This window comes from Limnospira sp., from assembly GCF_051859755.1.
Lineage (GTDB): Bacteria > Cyanobacteriota > Cyanobacteriia > Cyanobacteriales > Microcoleaceae > Limnospira > Limnospira fusiformis.
This window is the reverse complement of the sequence record NZ_JBIMLI010000217.1, coordinates 1-5,031: the sequence shown is the minus strand read 5'-3', so window position 1 is coordinate 5,031 and position 5,031 is coordinate 1. Positions and strand designations below refer to the sequence as shown.

Annotated in this window: 6 protein-coding genes; 1 reads left to right on the top strand and 5 read right to left on the bottom strand. The window is 44.8% G+C overall.

Annotated elements, in window-relative coordinates; all coding sequences use genetic code 11:
* Positions 1 to 270: 270 nt before the first annotated feature.
* The 5 genes from ACTIE0_RS22695 to ACTIE0_RS22675 form a co-directional block, all read right to left on the bottom strand.
* Entirely contained in the window at positions 271 to 1,077 is an 807-nt protein-coding gene (locus ACTIE0_RS22695) for an MBL fold metallo-hydrolase (protein ID WP_046321040.1), read from the bottom strand.
* A gap of 46 nt (positions 1,078 to 1,123) precedes the next feature.
* Positions 1,124 to 1,732: an anthranilate synthase component II gene (locus ACTIE0_RS22690; protein WP_006621055.1), complete on the bottom strand. Its 609-nt coding sequence runs from the start codon at positions 1,730 to 1,732 to the stop codon at positions 1,124 to 1,126.
* A gap of 3 nt (positions 1,733 to 1,735) precedes the next feature.
* Complete coding sequence (locus tag ACTIE0_RS22685; RefSeq protein ID WP_008054318.1) at positions 1,736 to 2,248, bottom strand: diacylglycerol kinase family protein; 513 nt, start codon at positions 2,246 to 2,248, stop codon at positions 1,736 to 1,738.
* An 82-nt stretch (positions 2,249 to 2,330) separates the two neighbouring features.
* On the bottom strand, positions 2,331 to 2,912 hold the full coding sequence (ybeY, locus tag ACTIE0_RS22680; protein ID WP_187757843.1) for an rRNA maturation RNase YbeY: 582 nt from the start codon (positions 2,910 to 2,912) through the stop codon (positions 2,331 to 2,333).
* 7 nt (positions 2,913 to 2,919) lie between these two features.
* Positions 2,920 to 3,147 (bottom strand): DUF3285 domain-containing protein, encoded by a 228-nt coding sequence (locus tag ACTIE0_RS22675; protein ID WP_006621058.1) that lies wholly within the window; start codon positions 3,145 to 3,147, stop codon positions 2,920 to 2,922.
* Between the two features lie 566 nt (positions 3,148 to 3,713).
* On the opposite strand from ACTIE0_RS22675, the gene ACTIE0_RS22670 reads away from it, so the two are divergent.
* Positions 3,714 to 4,910 (top strand): caspase family protein, encoded by a 1,197-nt coding sequence (locus tag ACTIE0_RS22670; RefSeq protein WP_006621060.1) that lies wholly within the window; start codon positions 3,714 to 3,716, stop codon positions 4,908 to 4,910.
* The last annotated feature ends 121 nt before the right edge of the window (positions 4,911 to 5,031 follow it).

Below are 5,031 nucleotides of genomic sequence, written 5' to 3'. Positions count from 1 at the left end.
AATTGGCAGCAGAACCCGCCCCGACAATTATTAATTATTAATTGTTAATTATTAATTATTAATTGAGGATGAGAATTGCCAGCAGAACCCGCCCCGACAATTATTAATTATTAATTGTTAATTATTAATTATTAATTGAGGATGAGAATTGCCAGCAGAACCCGCCCCGACAATTATTAATTATTAATTGTTAATTATTAATTATTAATTGAGGATGAGAATTAGCAGCCGAACCCGCCCCGACAATTATTAATTATTAATTGTTAATTATTAATTATTAATTGATGCCGAACTATTAAAATTATAGCTCATCACCCCAATAGTCAAACCATCATCATTAAGCTGGCTGCGAGTCAACGTTAAAGTGTCGCTATTAACATTCCTAATAGTTGCATTAGTCATCACATCAAGGAAATTATCAACCGGAACCAAATCGCAGTTATTCACGTCTGCAGCCAGAGTTTTATAGTGGGTGGGAATCACTAATCTAGGGTTGAGGGAAGCAATTACCGCCGCCGCTTCCGTCGGAGTATAAGCCTTCGGACCTCCACCCACAGGAATTAACAACAAGTCGGGGCGACCAATCAAAATCCTTTCTTCAATATTAATAGGTCCGGCTAACCCTCCCATGTGCAGAATTCTGATACCACCCTGAGTCCATAACCAGGCGACATTCTGACCAAACCTGCGACCTCTTTCACGGTCTTTAATAGTGCGAATACCTTGAATTTGGGTTCCTTGAAATTGATAAACTCCCGGTTCATGTAATAGCGCCGGATTATTGGGAAACCCATCAATCGACCCTTCATCAAGTAACCGACTGCTAATTAACACCAGGTCAGTCTCTATTTTCGGGCTACCAAATCCGGCGGTACATCCAATTTGTCGAAACGGATTTACCAGTATCCGCAAACCATCCCCAGTAAACAGAAAACTCGTATGTCCAAGCCAGCGAATAGTCAAGTTAGATTCACTGGGTGTCTGCGCTTGGGAAACCTGCCACCGCGCACCAAATCCCGCAGCCAAGGTAACTATAGCACTGGTTTTAGCTAGGTGGATAAACTGTCGCCGTTTCATAGCAATTATATGACCCAAATATTACCGAAAATTTACCGCTAATTGATTAGCTTTCTACTGCCATTAACCGACAACTCTTTAGGAAGTTCTTAATTAAGGTTTTCCCAGCCGTTGTCAAGATGCTTTCCGGGTGAAATTGCACACCCTGAATATGGGAATAATGGCGGTGTTGAACTCCCATAATTGTACCATCATCCACCCAGGCGGTAACTTCTAGCACCGGTGGACAGGTTTGGGAGTCTATGACTAAACTATGATAGCGCGTCGCGGTAAAGGGGTTCTCTAAATCGTGAAATACCCCCTTGCCGTTATGATGAATGGGGGAGGTTTTCCCGTGCATCAACTCTGGGGCTGAGATAATCTTCGCACCGAAGGCTTGACCGATGCTTTGATGTCCGAGACATACCCCTAAAATCGGTAAGGTTTTACCTAATTCTCGGATAATGGCTAGGGAAATTCCGGCATCTTCTGGGCGACCGGGACCGGGAGAAATGACTAAACCATCGGGTTTTTTATGTCTAATTTCTTCAACGGTGATGCCATCGTTTCGGTAAACTTCTATGCGATCGCCTACCGGATTTTCTGCCCCTAATTCTCCTAAATATTGCACCAGGTTATAGGTGAAACTATCATAGTTATCAATGACGATTATCAATGTCTATACTCCTTGCAGCCACAGTTGAGTTGCCGTTAACAAAGCTGGTAAAATCAGCACTCCCGCCACTAATAAAGCTGCCAAAGACGAGATTAACACAGCCCCCGCCGCGCAGTCCTTAGCAATGCGTGCCAATTCATGATACGACTTTCCTACCGTTAAATCAACTACCGACTCAATGGCTGTGTTCAACAATTCCAAAGCCATGACCGCGCTGATAGTTAAACCAATAATAGCAATTTCTACAAAGCTAAGATGCAACCAGAAACCGAGACTGACCGCTAAAGTCCCTATGGCTGTATGAATGCGAAAGTTGCGCTGGGTCCTGAATGCGTAAGCCACACCATTCCAGGCGTATTTAAAGCTAACCAATAGGTTATTGGCGATCGCCCAAGACTGAGATACTCGGTGGTTGGCGGTTTTCGTCTCTGGGGTGGTGGGAATATAGGCGTAGTTGACAGACCGAGGACCTAATGGGGTGGGAAGTGCCGAAACAGAGTTTTTTTTAGCTTTCATGGTTGGGTATCCTTAAATCAGCATTCTCTAGGAATATCAGGATTTCTGATCAATTCTGGGTGCAATGTAGCACAATCGTGGCTTAGTTCATATTTTCTTCCGACTCCCAGGCGTAACCTGAACCAATTTGCAGGTTAACCGTCTGTAATAGGGCTTTTTGCTGATCCAACATTCGAGTTAAACTGCGATCGTCGGGATGGTCCCACCCCAGTAGGTGTAATAACCCATGACTGGTCAACCATGCTAACTCGGTTGTAAGATTATGCCCTGCCTGTTGTGCCTGTCTAAATGCTGTTTCCACTGAAATTATTATATCCCCAAGATAGCAGGGATGCAATGAGAGGTGTTCTGCTGGCATCACAAGGCTGGTTTCTAGCGCCGCGAAGGATAGTACATCTGTAGCCTCGTCTAACTGCCTATATTGGGCGTTAAACTCCTGTATTTCCCTATCGTCCGTCAAACGCAGACTAAGTTCATATCCCTTAGCCGGGGGTAAATACGGATCAAGTTGTTGTAACCACTGACAAAACCATGATTCCCAGGTTTCTGGTGCGATCGCCTTTTCCGCCAGTTCCCCCAAGCGCAGAGACTCTCCCTCTTTCCCCCACCAGAAATTATCTTCAATATTAACTTCTAACTGCACCTTCTCACCCCCCAACAGCATTTAATCTTTAACGGGTAAGATAGGCGAGACCCACCAGCAAGCCAATGAGACCCACAGTAGTCAAGAAAAAGTGAAATAGTGATTTTGAACCTTTCCTAACCATATTCCGCATTGCCAGTTTCACATAACTCGGTTGCCCTTCAGTCGCCGAAACCCGAGTTTCTGGGTTAGTAGTTTCAGGCGAAACCGGAGTTTCTGGGTTAGTAGTTTCATTCGTAGTAGTCGGGTTAGTCATGGTCTAGGGTTAAAACATTCAATTAGTAACTTGCCATCAATTGTAAGCCATATTCAGAATTTCACAACTCCGGCGATACCCCCACCTACCCCCCAGACCCTCATTATCGAGTTCCCACCACCAAAACTAATTCCCCGGTGGGGTAAGGCGGGTTTATTCATAAAGTCGTGAGGAATTCAGCACCACCCCCATATCGTCCGTAAAGAAACCCGCTTTCTCCCCCAGAAGTCAAGAAACCCCGTTTCTCAGCCGAAACCCTAGGGCGGGTTTATTAATCGTGGTAAATTGAGAATTAACAGAGGAATTATCCGGCTACAATGTTCATTATAGCCAGGTTTCTCCCCCATCAGTCAAGAAACCCGTCCAAGAAACCCCGTTTCTCAGCCGAGACCGTAGGGCGGGTTTATTCATCAAGTCTTGGGGAAGGAACCCGCCCCTAAAATTAATTATTAATAATTAATAATTAATAATTAATAATTAATTGAGGTTTGGGGATATAGGGTAACGTTTAGTGCTATTTTCCGGCTGTATTCATCTCAATTTCTGGAAATCTCCGAGGTAAAAATATGAGTAATTCCACTCGCCGTCACTTTCTGCAATTCTTAGGCGCAGCCCTAGCCACCCTAGGAATTGACCCCGTTTTATTTCACCGAAAAACCCAACGCCATCGCCAAGTCTTAGCCCAGAGTACCTCCCGCAAACTCGCCTTACTCGTAGGAATTAACAGCTATTCCACACAGCCCTTAATCGGCTGTGTCAACGACATCTATTTACAGCGAGAATTACTGATTCACCGCTTTGGTTTCCACCCCCAAGACATCTACATATTAGAAGACAAACAAGCCACCAGAGACGGCATTTTAACCGCCTTTGAAGAATACTTAATCAAACAAGCCAAACCCGGAGATGTCGTAGTTTATCACTATTCTGGGCATGGTTCTCGCATTTTTGACCCCCAACCCATTCTCCGAGAAGTGGGAAGTACCCAACAACTCAACGGCACCTTTGTTCCCGTTGATGGCGACTTACCCCCTGGATATCCTAACGCACCAGGAAGCGTCAAAGACATTATGGGGCATACCTTATTTTTATTAATGTCCGCCTTACAGACCGAAAACGTCACCGTTGTATTAGATAGTTGTTTTGCCGGAGGTGCCACCAGAGAAGCGCGAGTCCGGTCTCGTGATGGTGGTCAAAACGTCCTAGTTTCCGACTATGAAAGAAGCTATCAGCAGCAGTGGTTATCACGCTTAAATATGTCCCCAGAAGAATTTGTTAACGGCTACCGCACCGGAGTTGCCAAAGGGGTAGTATTATCAGCCACAGCCCCCCATCAACTAGCGCGGGAAGTGAATGTTAATGGTTTTGACTGCGGCTTATTTAGTTATTTATTAACCCATTATATGTGGAATTCGGATAGTAATATACAACAGCTATTTACCAAAATCATCCCCGAAATTCCCAAAAACTTCTATCAACAGCCCCGTTATGAAGTCAAAGTAGGTAGTGGTTATCAACTCCAAACTCCCTATTTTATCAATAATCCGAACCCACCCGCCCAAGCCGTTGTCACCCAGGTAAGTGGCAGTAACGCCCAATTATGGTTAGGGGGGATTGATTTACGAAATGTCAGCAGTGGCACAATCTTAACCGGGGTAAATAGTACAGGAAAAGTCCGAATAATTGACCGGAATGGCATAGTAGCCCAAGCCGAAATCCAGGAACCAGTAACGGTAGGAACCCTATTGCATCAGGGAGGTTAATAGACTTATAACTTTCATTTATCCATTATCCCCCCTCTCGCCCTCACCCAGCTTTATTCGGAGGTTGGGTTGAGGAACGAAACCCCACATTATGGCTCAATTTGCGGGGATTGACTGACTC